We start from the raw sequence: 18,465 nt of genomic DNA on the forward strand, positions 1-18,465 counted from the left end.
CTGATCCGGACGGCCGTTGCAGACCTTAGGGTTCGCTTAAGGAAGGGATCGGGGACGATTAATGGTCGAGACCACTGGGGACCGGTTTGCCCGATCGGCGTCTTCGGACACGGCCCCGCGCCACCGGCCGCCGCCCGTCCAGCTGGAACCAGATCCGCACCTCGGTGCCGCCCAGCACCGAGGTGCCGACCCGGACGTCCCCGCCGGTGGACTCGGCGAGCCTGCGCACGATGTCGAGCCCGAGTCCGGTCGAACCGGCGCTTCCGGAGCCGCGGCCGCGGGCCATCGCCGCCTCCGGGTCGGCTATGCCGGGGCCCGCGTCGGAGACCAGCACGATCACCGCGTCCTCGCCGTTGTGCACGTCGACCGCGAAGGCGGTGCCCTCGGCGGTGTGCCGGAACACATTGCCGAGCAGGGCGTCGAGGGCGGCGGCCAGATCGGCGCGGGCCACGGGTATGCGCACCGGCCGCTCGACTCCGGCCACCCGCCACTTGCGGCCCTCGTCCTCGGCGAGCGCGGACCAGAACTCCATGCGCTCGCGCACCACTTCGGCCGCGTCGCACCCGGCACCGGGGCCGGGGGCGGCGGTCTGCGGCTTGGCCTCCCGGGCCGTACGGATGATGGTGTCGACCTCGCGCTCCAGCTGGGCGACCGCGGCCCGGGTCTGCTCGGCGGCCGGTCCGCCGCCCAGGGAGGCCGCGTTGAGCCGCAGCACGGTCAACGGCGTACGCAGGCGATGCGAGAGGTCCGCCGCCAGCTCTCTCTCGTTGGCGAGGAGCTGGACGACCTGGTCGGCCATGGAGTTGAACGCCACGGCCGCGAGCCGCAGTTCGGTCGGACCGTCCTCCGGCACCCGGGCGCCCAGCTTGCCCTCGCCCAGATCGTGCGCCCCCTCGACCAGCCGCTGGGCGGGCCGCACCATACGCACCCCGAGCCGGTCGGCGACCGCGACCGAGCCGACGATCAGCGCGAGGCCGACGGCCGCGAGCACCGCCCAGGCCGTGCCGACGCCGTTGGTCACCTCGGCCTCGGGGACGTACACCTCGACGACCGCGATGTCACCGGAGCTCAGCGCGACCGGCTGCAGCAGCGTGGAGCCGCCGGCCACCGAGGTCGTGGAGGCCCGGCCCAGCTTCCGTACCGCCTGGATGTCGCGGTCGGCGGCGCGCCGGCGGCCGATGTCCAGGGCGGACCGGCCACCGTCGGCGGGCAGGTGCACGGCCATCCCGGAGTCGGCGCCGGCCGAGGCCACCACACGCTCCAGTTTGTCCCGGTCGGTGGTGATGGACAGCGCGGGCGCGACGGCGGCGGCCTCCCGCTCGGCGTTCGAGAACGCCCGGTCGCGGGCCATCTCCTTGACGACCAGGCCGAGCGGGACCGCGAAGGCGACCACGACCATCGTGGTGACCGCCAGGCAGACCTTGACCAGAGCCCATCTCATCGCACCGGCTCCCCGTCGGCCGGGGGTTCGAGCTTGACGCCGACCCCCCGGAGGGTGTGCAGATAGCGGGGCCGGGCGGCCGTCTCCCCCAGTTTCCGGCGCAGCCAGGACAGATGGACGTCGATGGTCTGGTCGTCGCCGTAGGACTGCTGCCAGACCTCGGCGAGCAGTTCCCTGCGCGGGACGACCACCCCGGGGCGGCCGGCGAGGAAGGCGAGCAGGTCGAACTCGCGGCGGGTGAGGTCGAGGCGGATCCCGTCCAGCTCGGCCTGGCGGCGCAGCGGGTCGACGGTCAGGCCGCCGACCCGCAGCACGGAGGAGGGCGCGGCCTCCGTGCCCCCGGAGCGGGCCCGGCGCAGTACGGCCGCCATCCGCGCGGAGAGGTGCTCGACGGAGAACGGCTTGGTCAGGTAGTCGTCCGCGCCGGCGTTGAGCAGCCGGACGATCTCCGTCTCGTCGTCCCGGGCGGTGGCGACGATCACCGGCACGTCCGTGATGCCGCGCAGCATCTTCAGCGCCTCGGAGCCGTCCAGGTCCGGCAGTCCGAGGTCCAGGACGACCACGTCGAAACGGAAATGGGCGACCTCGCGCAGCGCCTCCAGTGCCGTACCGACGCTGCGCACGGTGTGTGCGGCCTCGGTCAGATGCCGGATGAGCGCCGAGCGTACGAACTGGTCGTCCTCGACCACGAGCACACTTGCCATGCGCCGCACCGTACGCCATGCGGCCCGCACCGGGCGGACGCCTGTGGATAACTCGGGGCGTGTGCGCACGGCGGTCCCCCTGGGGCAGTATGGCCCGCGATGCGCAGAGGACTCGTACACGTACTGGCGTGGCTGCTCGCGACGGGAGCGGCGGTCACGCTGTCGTGGTGGGGTGTGCACACGGTGATGGCCGGGACGGCGTACGACCCGCCGCGCGCCCTGCCGGTCACGGCCGCCGACGCGACGGCCCAGGGCTCGAAGTCCCTGAACTCGCCGACGCACCGGCCTCCCTCGTCCGCCGGCCCGTCGCCCAGGCCTCCGGCCACGGCCCCCGCACCCACCCGGACCTCGGGCCCCTCCCCCACCGCCTCCTCGTCCCCGTCCGTGTCCGGCCGGGTCAAGTCGTACGACACCGACGGCGGCCGGGCCGTGTTCGACCTCGGCCCGTCCAGTGCCACGCTCGTCTCGGCGACGCCGGGGACCGGCTGGTCGATGCAGGTGTGGAAGACCGAGACCTGGATCCGGGTGGAGTTCAGCAGCGGCACGGAGCGGGTGTCGGTGATGTGCACCTGGCACGACGGGCCGCCGCATGTGGACATCGGGAACTACTGAGCCCACGCCCGGGAAGAGCCGGGTCAGCTGAGCCCCGTGCTCGGGCAGAGCCGGTCAGCGGAACACCGACGGCGGCGGGGCCGGGGAGGCCACGGCCGCCGCGTCCGTCACGGGGGCCGCGCCGCCCGTGAAGTCGGTGAGCGGCTTGCCGTGTTCGACCCGGCCCGGGTGCGGGTCGGAGGCGGCGCGGCGGGTGAGTTCGGCGACGGGGAGCGGGGTGTCGGAGGCGACCAGGACGGCGTTGCCGAAGCGCTTGCCGCGCAGGACGGCGGGGTCGGCGATCAGCGCGAGCTCGGCGAACCGGGCGGCAGCGGTGGCGATCTGGCCACGCAGATGGGCGAGCGGCGGGCCGTCGGCGAGGTTGGCGGCGTAGACCCCGTTCGGCTTCAGGGCCCGGCGGACCTCGTCCAGGAACTCGGTGGAGGTGAGATGGGCCGGGGTGCGGGCGCCGCTGAAGACGTCCGCGATGAGCAGGTCCGCCCAGCCGTCGGGCACCTTGGCGAGGCCCGCGCGGGCGTCCGCCGATCTGACCCGGATCCGGGCGTTCGGGTCCAACGGCAGCTCCCGGCGGACCAGTTGGACCAAGGCCGCGTCCCGCTCGACGATCTGCTGGGTGGAGCGGGGCCGGGTTGCGGCGGCGTACCGGGCGAGGGTGAACGCGCCGCCGCCGAGATGCACGACACGCACGGGCTTGCCGGGAGGGGCGACGAGGTCGATGACATGCCCGAGACGGCGCTGGTACTCGAAGGAGAGATACGCGGGGTCGTCCAGGTCGACGTGCGACTGGGGCGCGCCGTCGATCAGCAGCGTCCAGGCACGGCCTCGGTCGGGGTCGGGCACGAGCTGTGCGAGGCCGCCGTCGACCGCCTCCACGACGGCTTCGACGGCCGCCGGCCTGCGCCGCGTGTGCTGCGCCTTCCGCGTGCTCCTGGACCCACCCATCGAACCATTGTCGCAGCCCGCCGGGGCCCGCGCCGCACAGACAGCCACCGCCCTCCCGACCGACCGGTCCGCTCCACCGGCTGCTGTCGGTCCCCCGACCCGCGGATCGTTTCACCGGCAGCCGTCCGCACCTCGACCGACCGGTACGCTCCACCGGCTGCCGTCGCCCCCCGACCGGGCCGGGCCGCTCCACCGGCAGCCGCCCGCCGCTCGACCAGCCGAGTCGCTCCACCGAAGCCGTCGCCCCCTCGGCCGGCCGGGCCGCCCCGCCGACAGCTGTCGCCCCCCGACCGGGACGGATCGTTCCACCGCCAGCCGTCGACCCGTCGGCCGGCCAGTCCGCTCCACCGACAGCTGTCGGCCCCTCGGCGAGCCCGGGCCGCTCCACCAGCCGCTGTCGGTCCCTCGAGCGGCGGATCGTTTCGTCGGCAGTCGTCCGCGCCTCGAGCGGCCGGGTCGTCTCACTGGCAGCCGTCGGCCGCCTCGATCAGCCGAGCCGCCTCTCCGAGGGCCCGGCGCAGCACCATCGGGTCGGTGGCGAGGTCGGCCTCGCCGGGCGGCAGCAGCCAGTCGGAGCCCTCCACCGGCGGCTCGGGGTTCAGTCTGAGTCCGCGCCCGTCGGTCTCCGTACAGGTGCTGCCCGGCACGTCCCAACCGGCCGCCGTGCCCGCCGGAACCAGGAAGCCGAGGGTGGCGCAACCGCCGTCGTGCAGCACGGGCCCCATCGCCTCACCGACGCCGCGCCGCAGGATGTCGACCGCCTCGAGACCCTGCCGCGCCGGTACCGTCACAAGGTCGCAGGCCGCCGCGTCCACGCAGTCTCCCCCGGCCGACGACGGCGACGTACAAGGTTCGTTGCTCTGGCTGGACTCCCTGGTCTCCATGACGGCCTCCACCACACAGCCCTGTTGCGGTCCACGGAGTCCAACGCGCAAGCCCGTCAACGGCTACGCACAAGTGCGCCGCAAAGAATGGCACTTCATGGCAGATCGTGGATGAGATATCCGGTTTGTAGCCAAACACTGCGTGGCGGGTCCTTCACAGCAGGTACGTTCATGCCCGCCGGAACCAGGGCGCCACTCGGACAACTCGTCGCGTATCGCCCCGGCCCCGGCATGGTTCGACGGTTCGCACGAGAGGACCCGGCCATGGCGTCGTCAACCGAGACCTCGTCACAGCCCGAACGGCCACCACGGCCGAACCTCGCCTTCCGGCACCTGCGCGGCAGGCGTTCACCGGCCGAGTTCGCGGCGCTCGTACGGCGCGCCGCGCGCGAGATCGGTGAGCGGGTGAGTTGTGACGCGCGGTACATCGGCAGGGTCGAGGCGGGCGAGATCCGCTGCCCGAACTACGCGTACGAACGGGTGTTCCTGCACATGTTCCCCGGCCGCACGCTCACCGACCTCGGCTTCGCGCCGCGCTCGGCCGTCCGCGGCCGCGCGGCGCGTCCGGCGGCGGAGGTGCCCGGGGAACCCGTCGCCGACCAGGCGCCCGGTGAGTCGCATGAGTCACGGGGGGCTGCAGAACCGTATGACACGCAGGACCCGTACGGCGCGCCAGAACCGTACGCGAAAGACCATCTGAACCACGAGGAGAGCGACGTGCTGCGTCGCGCATTCATGACCGGCGGAGGCGCCACGGTTGCCGCCGCCACGCTGGCCCCGCTGGGGCTCACCACGGACGCCGCGGCCGCGGTCCGGACCGCCCGCCGGCCCGGGACCCCGGAGGCGCTCGCCCTGGAGGAGGCCGTCCGCCGGATCCGGCTGCTCGACGACCGGCACGGCGCGGACGGCCTCTACCGGCGCGCGGCGGCTCCGTTGCGCGCGGCCTACGCACTCCTGGACGCCGGCGCGACCCGGCAGACCACCGCCGAACGGCTGCACTCGGGCGCCGGTGAACTCGCCATCTCCGTGGGCTGGCTGGCGCACGACTCCGGCCGCTTCGACGACGCCCGCTCGCACTACGCGGAGGCGCTGGCCACGGCCCGTATGACCGGGGACCCGGCGCTGGAGGCGCACGCCTTCTGCAACACCGCGTTCCTGGCGCGGGACGCCGGCCGCCCCCGCGAGGCGGTCCGCGCCGCGCAGGCCGCACAGCGCGCGGCCGCGCCGCTGGGCTCGGCGCGCCTGATGTCCCTGCTCGCGCTGCGGGAAGCCGGCGGCTGGGCGGGGCTCGCCGACCGCACCGGCTGTGAACAGGTGCTCGTCCGGGCGCAGGCGCTCTTCGCGCGGGGCCGCTCGGACGCCGACCCCGAGTGGATGAGCTTCTACGGGGAGGCCGAGCTGGAGGGTCTGGAGGCGCAGTGCTGGTCCATGCTGGGCGACTGGCGGCGCGCGGCGCGGCACGCGCGCCGGGCTGCGCATCTGCAGGATCCGCACTTCACCCGCAACATCGCGCTCTACACCGCGGAACTCGCCGACGACCTCGCGCGTGAGGGCCGTCCGGACGAGGCGGCCGCCGCCGGTTTGCAGGTGCTGTCGTTGCTGGACCAGGTCCAGTCCTCACGGATCCAGAGCATGCTGGCCGGGACGGCCCGGGTGCTGTTGCCTCACCGGCGCGCGTCGGGGGTCTCCGAGTTCCTCGACCGGCATGCCTCGGTGCCGAGGACGGCGAGGGCGTAGGCGGAACGGGAGGGGTGTGGCTATCCCGCCAGGTGCCCCAGGTCGTTCCAGCTCTCGATCGCCGGTTCCCCGTAGGCCCATCCCAGCACGGACAGCGACGTCGGGTTCAGGCGTATCCGGGCGGCGAAGTCCAGCGGCAGGCCCAGCCATCGCGCGCCTATGGAGCGGAGGATGTGGCCGTGCGCGAAGACCAGGACGTCGCGGTCGGCCGACCGGGCCCACGCCACCACCTCGTCCGCGCGCGCGGTCACGTCGGCGATGCTCTCCCCGTCCGGCACCCCGTCCCGCCAGATCAGCCAGCCCGGCCGGACGGCCTGGATCTGGGCCGGGGTCATGCCCTCGTAGGCGCCGTAGTCCCACTCCATGAGCGTGTCCCAGGTGGTGGCCCGGTCGCCGAAACCGGCCAGTTCGCACGTCTCACGCGCGCGTGCCAGCGGACTCGTGCGCACCTCCGCCGCCGGCAGCCCGTCCAGCGGGGCCCGGTGCAGTCGCTCGCCGAGCAGTTTGGCCCCCCGCCGGCCCTCCTCCAGCAGCGGTACGTCTGTCCTGCCGGTGTGCTTGCCGGACAGTGACCAGTCCGTCTGTCCGTGCCGGGCCAGCAGGATGCGCGGTGCCATGGGAGACCTTTCCGGGAGCGAAGGGGACCCTCCCATCATCGCTCAACCGGTTCCGGGGCAACCCGGCGGGCGATCTCGGCGTCTTCGTGGGCCGGAGCGCCCTCATGGGCGGGGACACGGACACCGTAAAGTGACACGGTCGCCCTGCGGGGCGGGCCGCAAGCGACAAGGGGGAGGACGATCGGATGCCGCAGACCGAGACACCGGGCACCGAGGTGCTCCCGCGTACCCGGCTGCGCTGGTGGACCGAGCTGCCCCTGATCCTCCTCGTCTACGGCTGCTACTCGGCCGGCCGCCTCCTCGCCCGCGGTGACGTCTCCTCCGCCGTCGACCACGGCCTGGCGATCCTGCGCCTCGAGCAGACCCTGCACCTCAACGCCGAGCACCCGCTCAACCGGCTGTTCACGCGCGAGCCCTGGCTCGGGGTGCCGGCCGACTTCTGGTACGCCTCGCTGCACTACCTGATCACGCCCGCCGTCCTCGTCTGGCTGTTCCGCAGGCGCGCCGAGTACTACCGGCGGGCCCGGACCTGGCTGATGACGTCCACGTTCCTCGGCCTGATCGGCTTCACGCTGCTGCCGACCTGCCCGCCCCGGCTGCTGTCCGCCGGCCACGGTTTCGTGGACACCATGGCGCACTACAGCTCGTACGGCTGGTGGGGCGGCGAGGCGAGTGCGCCGCGCGGCATGGGCGGGATGACCAACCAGTACGCGGCCATGCCGAGCCTGCACGTCGGCTGGGCGCTGTGGTGCGGGGTGATGCTGTGGCGGCACGGCGGCACGCGCGGGGCGAAGATCATCGGTGTCCTCTATCCGCTGGGCACCGCGCTCGTGGTCATGGGCACCGCCAACCACTACCTCCTCGACGCGGTCGCCGGTGTGGCCGTGATGGGCGCCGGCCTGCTGCTCGCGCCGCGCGTCATGCGGCTCCTGGACCTGGTCCGGGCCCGCCTGTTCCCGCGCCGCACACCGGTCACGGACGGCACGGGTTCCCCGATTGTCAGTGCCGGATGCCAGACTTCCGCGGGTGAGCGAATTCCACGGCAGCGCGAGTCGCAGCTCGACGCCGGGGCCGAACCCGACGCCTCCCCCAGCGACGCGGGAGAAGGGGCTGCGGCACCGGCTCGCTGAGCTGCGCGGTCCCGACGTACCGGCCAAGGCCCTGGACGCGCGCGCCCTCGCGGCACTCGCCGCGAACCCCGGGTGCGCGCGGCGGGCGATCCTGGACGGCGCCGGGGTCGACAAGGCACGGCTGGCGAGCGCGCTGGGCGCGCCGTCCGGATTCGGGCAGTCGCAGTTCGCGCTGACCCGGGGGAACGCGTTCGAGACGAAGGTGAAGGCGGACGGCGGCGCGGCACTGCTGCGGCTGGCGCACGCCCGCCTGGATCCGGGCGCCGAACCGCCCGAGGGGGCCGCCGTACCCGACCTGACGGCGCACGGCCCCGAGGGGCGGACGGCCCGTACGGCGCTGGCGCTGCGCGAGGCCACGCGGGCGGGCGGCTGGACCCTGCTGGACCACCCGATGCTCGCCCTGGACGTGGCCGGCTCGCTCGCCTTCCTGGAGCCGGACGCGGTGGTGGTGCACCCGGACGGCAGCTGGTCGGTGGTGGAGATCAAGTCCTTCCCGATGCTGGACGGTTCGGCGGACCCGGCGAAGGTCGGCGCGGCGGCCCGGCAGGCGGCGGTGTACGTGCTGGCCCTGGAGGAGGTGGCGGGACGGCTCGGCGCGGAGCCGGAGGGGGCCGCCGGTGCCGAGGGGGCGCCGCGCGTGCATCACCGGATCCTGCTCGTGTGCCCGAAGGACTTCTCCAACCTGCCCGCGGCATCCGCCGTCGACATCCGCAAGCAGCGCGCGGTCACCGCCCGCCAGCTGGCCCGGCTCACCCGGATCGAGGAGATCGCCGGGACCCTGCCCGAGGGCACGTGCTTCGCGCCCGACCGGAGTGCCGAGGAGCTGACGGCGGCCGTCGAGGCGGTTCCGGCGACGTACGCGCCCGAGTGCCTGTCCGCGTGCGAACTGGCCTTCCACTGCCGGGAACGCTCCCGCGAGGAGGGCGCCGTCACCCGTCTGGGCCGGCCGCTGCGCGCCGAACTGGGCGGTCTGACCACGGTCGAGGACGTCCTCGCGGCGGCCCGCGGCGAGAGCGGCGACCCGGCCGACCCGGCGGTCGCGGCGCTGCGCAGGGCGGCCGCCCTGCGCGCGGAGGCGCTGACGGACGCGGCCCACCGGGAGGTCGCCCCGTGTCCCTGATCGCCGCCCTCTCCCGGCTCGAGGCCGTCAGCAGCGGCCGGGCCCAGCCCGCCGCTACCGTCCGGCACCGCCATCTGTCGACGCGCCCGCTGGTGTTCGTGCCGCTCACCACCGCCGGTGAGGCGGGCGCCCCGCTCGGCGCGCTGGTCGGCACCGACCGGGACGCGCCGCGCCTGCTGGTCGTACCGCAGCCCCGCGACCGCGACCTGCGCTTCGCCTTCCTCGCCGAACTGGCCGACGTCGTCCTGCCGTACATCGACTCCTGCGCCGAGTCGGTGGAGGCGGCCGAGCGCACCGAGACCGACCCGGAGACCGGCAAGCGGGTCAAGGTCGAGGTGGAGCTGTGCGCGGACGCCCCCCAGCTGATCGTGCCGAGCCGGGCCGGCCTGGACTTCGTACGGCTGCTGGGCCGCTCGATGCGGTTCCGCCGGACCGCCGAGCAGGACCCTGAAACCCCCTATCCGGCGCCGCCCCGGGTGCCGCTGCTGGGCCGCTGGCTCACCCACTACGGCGAGCGCTCCCGCGTTCCCGGCTCCTCCCTCCTCCTGGCCCTCACCGACGTGCTGTCCCGGCACTGGGCGACCGGCCAGTCCAGCCTGGAGGACCAGCACCTGGGCGCGCTGCTCGCCTGGATCGACCCTCCGGAGGGCACCTCCGGCGCCGAGGCCGCGCGCCGGGCCGAGCTCGCCCGGGACGCCGCCGGCCAGCTGCTGTGCCCGCCGGCCGGACCCGCCACCGACCCGGCGTTCGACAACAGGCTGCTGGCCCCCGCGATCGAGCGCTACGACCGCGCGCGCACCGCACTCGCCGCCGCCGAGGACGCCCTGGCCGCCGACGACCGGCTGGCCGCGCTCACGGCGGCCGAGCGGGAGATCCGCGACCTGGTGGAAAGCCGCACCCGGCCCACCTGGGACGCGGTGTGGCGGGGCCTGGACCTGCTGCGGGCGCTGCCGGAGGGCGCGCACGTGGAGGAGCGCTGGACCCGCGACCGCTGGTCCTTCACCGGGCACCGCGACCGGGTGCTGGCGGGCGAGCCCCCGCAGCCGCGCCGGGACGACGCGGTGACGGCGGCGAACAAGCTGGCCACGCGCGAGCGCGAGCAGGCCCGGCTGGAGGCGCAGGAGGCGCTGGACGACCCGCTGGTGATGGCGGGGCGGCGGCTGACCGGGGAGGCGTTCGCGGGTGAGGTGACCGATGTCGTCATGGCGTACAGCGAGGGCAAGCGGCCGAGCCCGCGCCCGCTGGTGACGGTCCGCACGGACGACCGGCCGCATCTCGCCGAGCGGGCGAAGGCGTACCGCTCGCTGGGCGGCAAGCCGCAGTCGGCGGAGTTCGTCGGGTACGAGGGCTCCTCGGACGGAGGTGTGCTGGTCCTCCGCGTCCTGGACAAGATGGGCCGCGGCAAGGAGCCGGAGCCCGGTTCGGTGCCGGAGAAGGGCGACCGGATCTGCTTCACCCTGTTCGAGCACGAGCAGCGCGGCGGCGCGAAGCTGCCCGACCCGGAGGAGACCCCGTGGACCCACGGCGGCCCGCCGGGTGAGGCCGTCCAGGAGGCGGCCGACCCCATCACCGAGGAGGACGTCCTGTGACGACGGTCGACTTCGACCCCGGAGCCGCTGCCGCCCGCGCCACCGAGGCGATCCTCCACGACACCCTGCACGGCAGCGAGCGCGGTGTGGTCGTGGACTCCCCGCCGGGCGCCGGCAAGTCGACGCTCGTGGTCCGCGCGGCCCTCGAACTGGCCGACGCCGGGCGCCCGTTGATGGTCGTGGCGCAGACGAACGCCCAGGTGGACGATCTCGTCCTCCGGCTCGCCGAGAAGAACCCGGACCTGCCGGTCGGCCGGCTGCACAGCAGCGACAGCGACCCCTACGACAAGGCGCTGGACGACCTGCCGCAGGTCCGCACGTCGGCGAAGGCGGCCGACCTGAACGGCCTGCCGGTCGTGCTGTCCACGGCGGCGAAGTGGGCGCATGTGAAGGCCGACGAGCCCTGGCGGCACGCGATCGTGGACGAGGCGTACCAGATGCGCTCGGACTCCCTGCTGGCCGTGGCGGGCCTGTTCGAGCGGGCGCTGTTCGTCGGCGACCCCGGGCAGCTGGACCCGTTCGCGATCGTCGGCAGCGAGCAGTGGGCGGGGCTGTCGTACGACCCCTCGGCCTCCGCCGTGACCACCCTGCTGGCCCACAACCCCGGCCTTCCCCAGCACCGCCTCCCGGTCTCCTGGCGCCTCCCGGCCTCCGCGGCCCCCCTGATCTCGGACGCGTTCTATCCGTACACCCCCTTCCGCAGCGGCACCGGCCACGGCGACCGCCGACTGGCCTTCGCGGTCCCCTCGGACGGCTCCGGCCCTGACCGGGTGATCGACGAGGCGGCTGAGTCCGGCTGGGGCCTGCTGGAGCTGCCCGCCCGGCACACCCCGCGCACGGATCCCGAGGCGGTGCGGGCGGTGGCGACCGTCGTGCGCCGTCTGCTGGACAGAGGCGGCGCGGCGCTCTCCGAGCGCTCGGATGAGCCCGCGCCCCTCACCGCCGACCGCGTCGCCGTCGGCACGGCCCACCGCGACCAGGCGGCGGCGGTGCGCACGGCGCTCGCCGAGCTGGGCGTGGCGGACGTCACGGTGGACACCGCGAACCGTCTCCAGGGCCGGGAGTACGACGTCACGGTCGTCCTGCACCCACTCTCGGGCCGCCCCGACGCCACCGCCTTCCACCTGGAGACCGGCCGCCTGTGCGTCCTGGCCTCCCGGCACCGGCACGCCTGCATCATGGTCTGCCGCGCGGGCGTCGGCGACCTCCTGGACGCCTACCCGTCCACGGAACCCGTCCAGCTGGGCACGCTGGTGAAATTCCCGGACGGCTGGGAGGCGAACCACGCGGTCCTGGCACACCTGACGGAACACAGGGTGAGCTGGCGACCATGACCACCCCTCCGGCACCCGCCCACGGGCGATCAGCGCCACACCACCCCACCGCCGGACGCAGTCCGGCACGCCGCCGGAGGCGGCACATGGTTACAGCCCCGGACGGCTGGGAGGCGAACCACGCGGTCCTGGCACACCTGACGGAACACAGGGTGGACTGGCGACCGTGAGCGCACACGAGTGCCGGCCCGGCCCGGAGAGTGGCGGAACACAGGGTGAGCCTTCGACCTTGAGGGCCCCTTGCGGGGGCGCGGGACAATGGACGGTGGCCCACCTGAAGGCGGTGCCGAGCGAACCGTACGAGGAGGAGACAGGACATGGCGGAGCCCACGCCGCGTCGGAATGAACCGCGGCTACGCCCCGCGCCTCTGATCTTCGAGCCCGCGGAGGCGGCCGGCGATCCCGAGCACTTCTTCGACCTGGAGTCGATCGAGGATCCGCGGGCGCTGCTGGCCAGGGCCACGGAGCTGACCCAGGCGTTCCGTGCGGCCGCCGACCGGGCCCTGGAGTTCCAGGCCGTCGCGGCGGCCCAGCTCGCCGACCCGCGCCGCTTCGACCGGCTGACCCCGGCGGACATCGCCGAGCGGGCGGAGTGGACCGAGGACTACGCGAAGAAGATGGTCGAGTTCGGCCGGGACCTGATGCGGGGCAACAGCGAGGGGCGGACGTACCCCGATCCGGTGTGATCCGCGCCTGGCATATGCCAGGCGGGCAAGATACTCCTGCCCACACCCCCCTGTCCCGGTTTTCCGCAACTCAGAAGAACCGCGCACTCACGGCCGGTACATGTAGGTGGCATGAGCAGCGCACCGAACGTCACCCGCGTCACCTCCGACGGCGTCGACTGGCTCGCCTCGGCGGGCACATATCCGCGGAGCACCCTCGCCCTCTGGGAGGAGCGCCCGGACGCCCCGGTCGTCCTGCCCTGCGGCACCGTCTTCGACGTGGTGAGCGCCCCGGCGATCTTCGGCCGCCGGATGCTGGACCGGCTGTGGGACGACGGCCCGGGCTCGGGCCCGGTCGCGGTGTTCCGGGGCCGCGTGCTGCTGTTCGCCGCGCCGGGCACGGCCCAGCGGCTGCCCTCGCTGCTGGCGTGGGAGGAGTGGGGCTCGAACCGTACGCAGGCGGTGCCGCCGCTGCTGTGTCACGGCACGGGCGACGCGGTGACCGTCCCGGCGCCGGCCGGCTGCGACACCCCCGGTGACTCCCGCTGGCTGGTCGCTCCGGACAACCGTCACCCCTGGCTGCCCGGGCCGGAAGTCGTGCTCTGGGCGGCCGTGCGAGCGGCCCGCGCCGCCGTGCGGATTTCGATTTTTCCTCCCGCCGACCAGGATGCTAAGGTCTACGACGTCAGCAGGCGCCGCTAGCTCAGTTGGTTAGAGCAGCTGACTCTTAATCAGCGGGTCCGGGGTTCGAGTCCCTGGCGGCGCACGCGAAGGAAACGGCGGGGCTGGTTCGAAAGAATCCGGCCCCGCCGTTTTCGTATGTGCGCATGCGCCCCTAGTCCCTGATCCCCGGCGTGATCCTCACCGTCCACGCCCCCGAAGCCGTCCTCCCCTCCACCTCCACCTGGACGCCCTCCCCGGGCACGGTGAAGCTCTCGCCGAGGGCGACCGGGGCGTCGGCGAGGGGCGGGTAGACCGAGCTCTCCCAGCAGGCCTCGGTGTGCGGGTGGGCGTCCACGACCTCCACCGGGCCGCCGCCGGACTCCGCTCCGCTTCTGACGCGGTACACGAGGACGCCCTGCCGGCAGGTGGCCCGGTCGTTGCCGCCCGTGCCGCGTGCCTCGAAGGCCAGGGCGCTGTCGGGCCCGGTGCGCACGATCGCCAGCTTCACCCCGTGCCCGAGGCCGAAGGCGGGGGTGCCCGCCGCGCCCTGCACCGGGATGCCCGGGCCGGCCTCCAGCGGCTCCAGGGTCAGCCGGGTCGGCCGTGCGCCGCGCACGCACACCACCTGGCGCGGATCCAGCCAGCCCAGCTTCCACTTGTGCCAGGCGAACATGTCGGGTGACAGCCCGAACTGGCTGCCCATCAGATCCCAGTCGCCGACGTAGGTGTCCCAGTCGCCCTTGCCGTCGACCGGGCGGTGGTAGAGGTCGGGCAGGTCGAACATGTGGCCGGTCTCGTGGGCGAGGACGAGGTGGTCCGGCGGGTGCTTCTCGAAGACGGTGACGACCCGGTGGATGTCGATGCCGTCCACGTGGACGGGTGTGTCGAGGTTCACGACCTTCGTGGCGTCCGAGTCGACGCCGGGCGCGTCCGGGTCGGCGACGAAGTACACGACCTGGTAGCGGGAGAAGTCGACCTCCTTGTCGGCCACGGCGAACGCGTCCTGGAGATAGGCGGCCCGGTCGTCCACGTCCCAGTCCCGCTTTATGGCGTACGCCGTGGACGGCCGGGGCATGCGCAGCCAGTGCCGCAAGGCGTGCGGGCGGAGGGTGAACCTGCCGTAGGAGGCCTGCTCGTAGTAGTGGCTGGTGGCCGGGAAGTGGTCGGCGGCGAGCTCGGCGGGCGTGGTGCGCGGGGCGGCGTCCGGGAAGGAGAGGAAGACCATCACGGCGTCGAGCGCGCCGGTCGGGCGGGTGTAGTCGGAGTTCCAGGAGTCCGCGCCCTCGGAGTGGTGGGCGTCGCTCCGGTGCAGGGCGCAGGGGGCCGTGGAGAAGGGCTCGGCGGCCGACGGGCCGCCGAGGATCGATGTCGCGGCGAGCGCCGACAGCGTGGTGCACACGGCGGCGGTGCTGCGCAGCTTGGTCACGGCCATGACCTCCGGACGCGGTTCACGGGACCCGCATCCAGATTGCTGGTATTTATTGCGGTATGCCCTGTTCGCCTGCACCACAAGGGTGAGCGCGCCCCCGAAAGCGCCGGCGCGCTCCGGCGCCCGACACCCCGGAACACTCACGGAACGTCACAACTGGTCGGGGGCCTGAAGAACCCGTCCACGTGCGGGCAGAAACGATCTGTCAGAAACTGTGCTCCGTCCGGGACACTGGACAGTGGCTGGAAGGGCCCGGGGCCAGCCTCTATGATCGGCACACTTTCCGGCACGGACAGGCACGGACTCAGATCGAGTGCACTGCGGGAGCGAGCGGTGAGCGGAACGTCCGAAGGGCCGACGCCCGCGGCAGACCTCGACCGGTCAGCCGTCACAGACAGTGACTACACCACCTACCACCGTGTCTTCGCGGCCGCCCCACTCGCCATGGCCGTCGTGGACCGCGCCGGACTCGTCGCCGGCGCCAACGCGGCCTTCGGCGAGCTGCTCGGCAGCGATCCGGACACACTCACCGGGCGGGTCGCCGCCGACCTGGTCGACCTCGCCTCCGACGCCCGCAGCTGGCACGCCTACCGCGAGGTCCTGCGCGGCCGGCAGGCGAGGCTGCGCTGCACCCGCCGGCTGAAGCACCCCGAGGGGCACTCGGTGTGGGTGCAGGTCACCGTCTCCCCGCTCGGCGACGGCCGGCCGGGGGTGCTGCTGTCCGTCGCCGACATCAGCGCCCGCCGTGAACTCCAGGCGCGGCTGCGGCACTTGCAGATGCACGACCCGGTGACCCGGCTGCCCAACCGCACGCTGTTCTTCGAGCGGCTGTCGGCCGCGCTGGAGGCGGAGTCGTACGAGCAGAGCGGCACCGGCCGGATCGGGCTGTGCTACCTGGACCTCGACGGCTTCAAGGCGGTCAACGACACCCTCGGCCACCGCGTCGGCGACCGGCTGCTCGCGGCCGTCGCCGAGCGTCTGACCCGGGTGGCGGACGAGGCCGGCTACGCCCGCGCGGTGACCCCGCTGGTGGCCCGGCTCGGCGGCGACGAGTTCGCGCTGCTCGTGGAGGACTCCACCGGCACCGAACAGCTCGCCGAGCTCGCCGAGTCGGCGCTGAAGGCCCTGGAGGAGCCCTTCGACCTGGCGGGCCAGCGCCTGTCCCTGACGGCGTCCATCGGGGTCGTCGAGCGGCACGCGGCCGGCACGACGGCCACCGGCCTGATGCAGGCCGCGGACACGACCCTGTACTGGGCGAAGGCCGACGGCAAGGGCCGCTGGACCCTGTTCGACCCCGAGCGCAACGCGCACCGGATGACCCGTCAGGCCCTGTCGTCCACTCTGCGCCCCGCCATCGACCGCGGCGAATTCGCGCTCGAATACCAGCCGTTGGTCGGCATGGAGGACGGACGCCTGTCCGGGGTGGAGGCGTTGATCCGCTGGAATCATCCTCAGTTCGGCACACTGACGCCGAATCGGTTCATCGGACTGGCCGAGGAGGACGGCTCGATCGTCCAGCTCGGCCGTTGGGCGCTCGCCACCGCCTGCCGCCAGGCCCGCCGCTGGCAGCTGGACCACCCCGAGGAGCCGCCCATCTTCGTCAGCGTCAACGTGGCCGTACGGCAGGTGTGGGACTCCGACCTGGTGGCCGACGTGGCCGGGATCCTGGCCGAGACGGGACTCGCCCCGCATCTGCTCCAGCTGGAGCTGACCGAGTCGGCGGTGATGGGCTCGGCAGGCCGGCCGCTCCAGGCCCTGCAGGCACTCAGCGACATGGGCGTGCGCATCGCCATCGACGACTTCGGCACCGGCTACTCGAACCTGGCGTACCTGAGCAGGCTGCCGGTGAAGGTCCTGAAGCTGGACGGCTCCTTCGTGCGCGGCTTCCAGTACGAGGAGGCGCCCAAGGGCGTTCCGCCCAACCCCGCCGACGAGGTCATCGTCGAGGCGATGATCCAGCTGGCCCACCGGCTCGGCCTGACCGTCACCGCCGAGTGCGTGGAGACCTCGGCCCAGGCCACCCGCCTGCGCCGCATCGGCTGCGACACCGGCCAGGGCTGGCTGTACTCCCGCCCGGTGCCGCCGGATCGTATCTCCGAGCTGCTCGGCGCCAAGGCCTGCCCTCAGCTCTGACCGTCCCGCACCCCGCGCACCGCCGGGTGTCCGGTCCGGTACGGGACTGCGTCATGTCCGGCCCGCGGAAGAGGCGGGCGCTGCTTGGGACATGAGCGAGGAGGAGCGGGGCATCGGCGACGGGTCGGCGCGGATGCCGCTGTACGTCGGCTCCGTCGCCACGGCCGTCGGGCGGCGGTGCCCCTCCGGCCGGACCTTCACCACGCCACGCCCTGCTGTCAGGCGGCCGGCAGGCCGTAGGCGTCCGCGATCAACTCGTAGGAGCGCAGCCGGAGTTCGCCGCGGTGGGCGTGGGAGACGAGCATCAGCTCGTCGGCGCCGGTGCGCTTGTGCAGGTCGTCCAGGCCGGTGCGGACCTCGTCGGCGGTGCCGTGCACGATGGTGGACGTCCAGGAGGTGATGAACTCCTCCTCCATCGGGCTGAACTCGTGCTTCTCCGCCTCGTCCGGGTCGGGGAAGAGGCCGGGCCGGCCGGTGCGCAGCCGGAGCATGTTGAGGGCCATCGCCCGGGTCTGGCGGCGGGCCTCGCGCGCGTCGTCGGTGGCGAGGGTGGAGACACCGATCAGGGCGTAGGGCTCGTCGAGGACCGCGGAGGGGCGGAAGGTCTGCCGGTACAGGTCCAGGGCCGGGATGGTGTTCTGCGCGGAGAAGTGGTGCGCGAAGGCGAACGGCAGGCCCAGCAGGCCGGCGAGACGGGCGCTGAAGCCGGAGGAGCCGAGCAGCCAGACCGGCGGGCGGTGCGGGGACTGGACGCCGCCGGGGGTGGTGGCCTGGACGGGACCCGGGATCGCGTGGATCCGCCGGTACGGGTGCCCGTCGGGGAAGTCGTCGTCCAGGAAGCGGGTGAGCTCGGCGAGCTGCTCCGGGAAGTCGTCGGCGCCCTCGTTCAGGGTGTCGGTACGGCGCAGGGCCGCGGCCGTGGCGCCGTCCGTGCCGGGGGCGCGGCCGAGGCCGAGGTCGATGCGGCCCGGCGCGAGCGCCTCCAGCGTGCCGAACTGCTCGGCGATGACGAGGGGCGCGTGGTTGGGCAGCATGACGCCGCCCGAGCCGAGCCGGATGCGCTCGGTGTGGGCGGCGAGGTGGGCGAGGATCACGGCGGGCGAGGAGGAGGCGACGCCGGGCATGGAGTGGTGCTCGGCGACCCAGTACCGGTGGAAGCCGCGGGCCTCGGCGAACCGGGACAGCGCCACGCTGGTGCGCAGGGCGTCGGAGGCGGTGCTGCCCGCGCCGACGGTCACCAGGTCCAGTACGGAGAGGGGGGCGGGGGCGGTCCCGTGCGTGGTGCCCCGGATCTCGTCCGCTGTGCCCCGGATCTCGTCTGCCTCGTCTGCCGACACGGTGTGGGCCTCCTGTTCGTGGCGTGCGCTGTCCTGGCCACACCTAACAGGAGGCAGTCTCCGGTTATTCCCGCAGCCGATTCCCGCAGCCGATTCCCGCAGCCGATTCCCGCAGCCGATTCCCGCAG

16 protein-coding genes and 1 tRNA gene are annotated in these 18,465 nt (G+C 73.7%); 10 read left to right on the plus strand and 7 right to left on the minus strand.

What is annotated here, in order from left to right; genetic code table 11:
* Positions 1-58: 58 nt before the first annotated feature.
* Together ACWDEN_RS05635 and ACWDEN_RS05640 are read right to left on the minus strand one after the other, a co-directional pair.
* The gene (locus tag ACWDEN_RS05635; RefSeq protein WP_351621923.1) at positions 59-1,441 is read right to left on the minus strand and encodes a sensor histidine kinase; all 1,383 of its coding nucleotides are present in this window, start codon (positions 1,439-1,441) and stop codon (positions 59-61) included.
* Positions 1,438-2,145 carry a response regulator transcription factor gene (locus ACWDEN_RS05640; RefSeq protein ID WP_351621921.1) on the minus strand — a complete coding sequence of 236 codons (708 nt, stop codon included), beginning with the start codon at positions 2,143-2,145 and terminating at the stop codon, positions 1,438-1,440. Before ACWDEN_RS05640 ends, ACWDEN_RS05635 begins: the two co-directional genes overlap by 4 nt.
* 99 nt (positions 2,146-2,244) lie before the next feature.
* Between ACWDEN_RS05640 and ACWDEN_RS05645 the strand changes: the two genes are divergently transcribed.
* Positions 2,245-2,757, plus strand: a complete 513-nt coding sequence (locus tag ACWDEN_RS05645; RefSeq protein WP_351621918.1) for a hypothetical protein — start codon at positions 2,245-2,247, stop codon at positions 2,755-2,757.
* Positions 2,758-2,811: 54 nt separating this feature from the next.
* Here ACWDEN_RS05645 and ACWDEN_RS05650 read toward each other — a convergent pair whose 3' ends face one another.
* Positions 2,812-3,699 (minus strand): spermidine synthase, encoded by an 888-nt coding sequence (locus ACWDEN_RS05650; RefSeq protein WP_351621915.1) that lies wholly within the window; start codon positions 3,697-3,699, stop codon positions 2,812-2,814.
* Between the two features lie 461 nt (positions 3,700-4,160).
* Entirely contained in the window at positions 4,161-4,583 is a 423-nt protein-coding gene (locus tag ACWDEN_RS05655; protein WP_351621912.1) for a hypothetical protein, read from the minus strand.
* A 264-nt stretch (positions 4,584-4,847) separates the two neighbouring features.
* On the opposite strand from ACWDEN_RS05655, the gene ACWDEN_RS05660 reads away from it, so the two are divergent.
* Positions 4,848-6,320, plus strand: coding sequence for a hypothetical protein (locus ACWDEN_RS05660; RefSeq protein WP_450857437.1), 1,473 nt, complete (start codon positions 4,848-4,850; stop codon positions 6,318-6,320).
* A gap of 20 nt (positions 6,321-6,340) precedes the next feature.
* Here the strand turns inward: ACWDEN_RS05660 and ACWDEN_RS05665 are convergent, their stop codons facing one another.
* The gene (locus ACWDEN_RS05665; protein WP_450857439.1) at positions 6,341-6,937 is read right to left on the minus strand and encodes a histidine phosphatase family protein; all 597 of its coding nucleotides are present in this window, start codon (positions 6,935-6,937) and stop codon (positions 6,341-6,343) included.
* Positions 6,938-7,122: 185 nt separating this feature from the next.
* Here ACWDEN_RS05665 and ACWDEN_RS05670 point away from each other — a divergent pair, with 185 nt between their 5' ends.
* The 7 genes from ACWDEN_RS05670 (at position 7,123) to ACWDEN_RS05700 (ending at position 13,541) form a co-directional block, all read left to right on the plus strand.
* Positions 7,123-8,067: a phosphatase PAP2 family protein gene (locus ACWDEN_RS05670; RefSeq protein ID WP_450857441.1), complete on the plus strand. Its 945-nt coding sequence runs from the start codon at positions 7,123-7,125 to the stop codon at positions 8,065-8,067.
* Positions 7,964-9,187, plus strand: coding sequence for a hypothetical protein (locus tag ACWDEN_RS05675; RefSeq protein WP_450857443.1), 1,224 nt, complete (start codon positions 7,964-7,966; stop codon positions 9,185-9,187). Before ACWDEN_RS05670 ends, ACWDEN_RS05675 begins: the two co-directional genes overlap by 104 nt.
* Complete coding sequence (locus ACWDEN_RS05680) at positions 9,178-10,776, plus strand: hypothetical protein (RefSeq protein ID WP_351618755.1); 1,599 nt, start codon at positions 9,178-9,180, stop codon at positions 10,774-10,776. The genes ACWDEN_RS05675 and ACWDEN_RS05680 overlap by 10 nt, the downstream gene beginning before the upstream one ends.
* On the plus strand, positions 10,773-12,110 hold the full coding sequence (locus tag ACWDEN_RS05685) for an AAA domain-containing protein (protein ID WP_450857445.1): 1,338 nt from the start codon (positions 10,773-10,775) through the stop codon (positions 12,108-12,110). Before ACWDEN_RS05680 ends, ACWDEN_RS05685 begins: the two co-directional genes overlap by 4 nt.
* A gap of 317 nt (positions 12,111-12,427) precedes the next feature.
* Positions 12,428-12,796: a hypothetical protein gene (locus tag ACWDEN_RS05690; RefSeq protein WP_351618750.1), complete on the plus strand. Its 369-nt coding sequence runs from the start codon at positions 12,428-12,430 to the stop codon at positions 12,794-12,796.
* Positions 12,797-12,907: 111 nt separating this feature from the next.
* Positions 12,908-13,477, plus strand: coding sequence for a bifunctional DNA primase/polymerase (locus ACWDEN_RS05695; RefSeq protein WP_351618748.1), 570 nt, complete (start codon positions 12,908-12,910; stop codon positions 13,475-13,477).
* Positions 13,468-13,541: transfer RNA gene (locus ACWDEN_RS05700), tRNA-Lys, on the plus strand. The genes ACWDEN_RS05695 and ACWDEN_RS05700 overlap by 10 nt, the downstream gene beginning before the upstream one ends.
* Before the next feature lie 69 nt (positions 13,542-13,610).
* On the opposite strand, the gene ACWDEN_RS05705 is transcribed toward ACWDEN_RS05700, so the two are convergent.
* Positions 13,611-14,870 carry a M6 family metalloprotease domain-containing protein gene (locus ACWDEN_RS05705; RefSeq protein WP_351618745.1) on the minus strand — a complete coding sequence of 420 codons (1,260 nt, stop codon included), beginning with the start codon at positions 14,868-14,870 and terminating at the stop codon, positions 13,611-13,613.
* Between the two features lie 330 nt (positions 14,871-15,200).
* Between ACWDEN_RS05705 and ACWDEN_RS05710 the strand changes: the two genes are divergently transcribed.
* Complete coding sequence (locus ACWDEN_RS05710; RefSeq protein WP_351618742.1) at positions 15,201-17,000, plus strand: putative bifunctional diguanylate cyclase/phosphodiesterase; 1,800 nt, start codon at positions 15,201-15,203, stop codon at positions 16,998-17,000.
* 218 nt (positions 17,001-17,218) lie between these two features.
* Here the strand turns inward: ACWDEN_RS05710 and ACWDEN_RS05715 are convergent, their stop codons facing one another.
* A complete protein-coding gene (locus ACWDEN_RS05715; protein ID WP_450857449.1) occupies positions 17,219-18,337 on the minus strand; it encodes an LLM class flavin-dependent oxidoreductase in 1,119 nt (372 codons plus the stop codon).
* Between the last annotated feature and the right edge of the window lie 128 nt (positions 18,338-18,465).

Source organism: Streptomyces sp. NPDC001153 (assembly GCF_053598315.1).

What these genes read in the sequence shown, in the direction of transcription:
- ACWDEN_RS05640 (WP_351621921.1), bottom strand. Translation starts at nt 2,145, where the DNA reads ATGGCAAGTGTGCTCGTGGTCGAGGACGACCAGTTCGTACGCTCGGCG.
- ACWDEN_RS05650 (WP_351621915.1), bottom strand. Translation starts at nt 3,699, where the DNA reads ATGGGTGGGTCCAGGAGCACGCGGAAGGCGCAGCACACGCGGCGCAGG.
- ACWDEN_RS05655 (WP_351621912.1), bottom strand. Translation starts at nt 4,583, where the DNA reads ATGGAGACCAGGGAGTCCAGCCAGAGCAACGAACCTTGTACGTCGCCG.
- ACWDEN_RS05665 (WP_450857439.1), bottom strand. Translation starts at nt 6,937, where the DNA reads ATGGCACCGCGCATCCTGCTGGCCCGGCACGGACAGACGGACTGGTCA.
- ACWDEN_RS05660 (WP_450857437.1), top strand. Translation starts at nt 4,848, where the DNA reads ATGGCGTCGTCAACCGAGACCTCGTCACAGCCCGAACGGCCACCACGG.
- ACWDEN_RS05635 (WP_351621923.1), bottom strand. Translation starts at nt 1,441, where the DNA reads ATGAGATGGGCTCTGGTCAAGGTCTGCCTGGCGGTCACCACGATGGTC.
- ACWDEN_RS05670 (WP_450857441.1), top strand. Translation starts at nt 7,123, where the DNA reads ATGCCGCAGACCGAGACACCGGGCACCGAGGTGCTCCCGCGTACCCGG.
- ACWDEN_RS05705 (WP_351618745.1), bottom strand. Translation starts at nt 14,870, where the DNA reads ATGGCCGTGACCAAGCTGCGCAGCACCGCCGCCGTGTGCACCACGCTG.
- ACWDEN_RS05645 (WP_351621918.1), top strand. Translation starts at nt 2,245, where the DNA reads ATGCGCAGAGGACTCGTACACGTACTGGCGTGGCTGCTCGCGACGGGA.
- ACWDEN_RS05695 (WP_351618748.1), top strand. Translation starts at nt 12,908, where the DNA reads ATGAGCAGCGCACCGAACGTCACCCGCGTCACCTCCGACGGCGTCGAC.
- ACWDEN_RS05690 (WP_351618750.1), top strand. Translation starts at nt 12,428, where the DNA reads ATGGCGGAGCCCACGCCGCGTCGGAATGAACCGCGGCTACGCCCCGCG.